Consider the following 1,380-nt stretch of genomic DNA (forward strand, 5'->3'; position numbering starts at 1 on the left):
CAACCCTCCTTATTCCTTTGCCCGCGTTCGGGTCAGGCCACACTGCCTCATAGGACTCCGCCAGCCCTGGGCCGCAGGAGGGGGCCCACTCCCGGTCACCTGAGGCCGCGGCCATTGCTAGGCCGTGGAGCTCGTGTAGGCCGACGTAGCAGTCGCTCCTGGGAAGCTTCATTCCCTCTGGAGGCTTGACGATAATTGGTATGCCTATATTCTCCTCGTAAAGATGGTCGCTGAGGTGGCTTAGTGCGCCGTGCTCGGCGAACTCCTGGCCGTGGTCAGAGGTGAGGATAAAGAGGGTTCTGTCGAGAAGCCCCTTGGACCTGAGAATATTAGCTATCTCGGCGGCGGCCCTGACGCACGTGTAGGCGCCCTTAAGGTACCCCTTGAATTCCCTCTTCACGCACCTCGCGCACCTTATGTGCTCGTAGTCGAATTTGGAGTTAAAGTAATAGGGCTCGTGAGTCTCCATGAGGTTGATGAAAAGTAAAAACGGTTCGCCCTTAACACCCCAGAAAACTGTAGTTACGGCGTCCGTGTAGCCCTTGTCAGCGATGTAGCCTGATAGCGCCCAGATTAGCCAGACCTTAAAGTAAAGGGCAGCGATGGAGATCGCGCTGCTGACCCCTTTGTTCCTCAGGACGTCCAGGAAGGCGCTCAGGTACTTCAGCCTCCCGCGGTGCTTCTCTCTAAGCTCCTCAATGATTTTAAGGCCATCAGGTGGGATAATGGGACTAAAGAGAAGCCTGCTTACCAACCATGAGTCATCAACAGCAAAACACTCAAACCCCTTGTTCAGCCCGCTGATGTAGCTGACCAGGCCGTTTGCCGAGAACCCCATGGTGTAAAACCCCCTTCTCCTGAGCTCTGACGCTAAGGTACCTCCAGAAAACGACCTTCCCAGCTCGCTGACTGACATAATTGTAGTCCTGTTAGGCCCCTCATGGATGCCGTGCCTGTTCACCGGCAGCCCCGTGAAGAGGCTGAAGTGCGAGGGAACTGTCCAGAAGGAGTTTGAGTAGCCGGTGTAGACAACGAACCTGTTGCCGAGGGCCTCAAGCAGCGGCCTCGTAGATACTGGGCCCCCATAGACGTCGAGCACGTCCCTCCTGAGCGTGTCGCAGAGCACTATGGCCACGTTAGCCGGCGTCCCTGCCACCGCTAAACACCTAAGAACTCTTGCAACCCTGTGCTGTACTGAATAAAAGCGTTAACCCGTTTTCACATGGTCGATTTCCAATTACGGTAGGCTGCTAATGGGTGTCTCGATTAACTCAGAGTCGGCCGACAGAGTGTGAAGCCAGACTCTCTCAAAGATACGCCAGGCCCTCACGAATATATCAAGGTCATGACCATGACGGCTTAAAGCCCCTCTTAAACCCC

At 55.4% G+C, this 1,380-nt stretch carries 1 protein-coding gene; it reads right to left on the reverse strand.

Annotation, left to right across the window (positions count from 1 at the left end; genetic code table 11):
- Nucleotides 1-1,156: sulfatase-like hydrolase/transferase (locus ACP5H1_RS08415; protein ID WP_427974068.1), on the reverse strand; the 1,156-nt coding region annotated here is incomplete at its 3' end.
- Nucleotides 1,157-1,380: the final 224 nt, after the last annotated feature.

The sequence above is a fragment of the Acidilobus sp. genome, from assembly GCF_049973875.1.
In the GTDB taxonomy this organism is placed as follows: Archaea; Thermoproteota; Thermoprotei_A; order Sulfolobales; family Acidilobaceae; genus Acidilobus.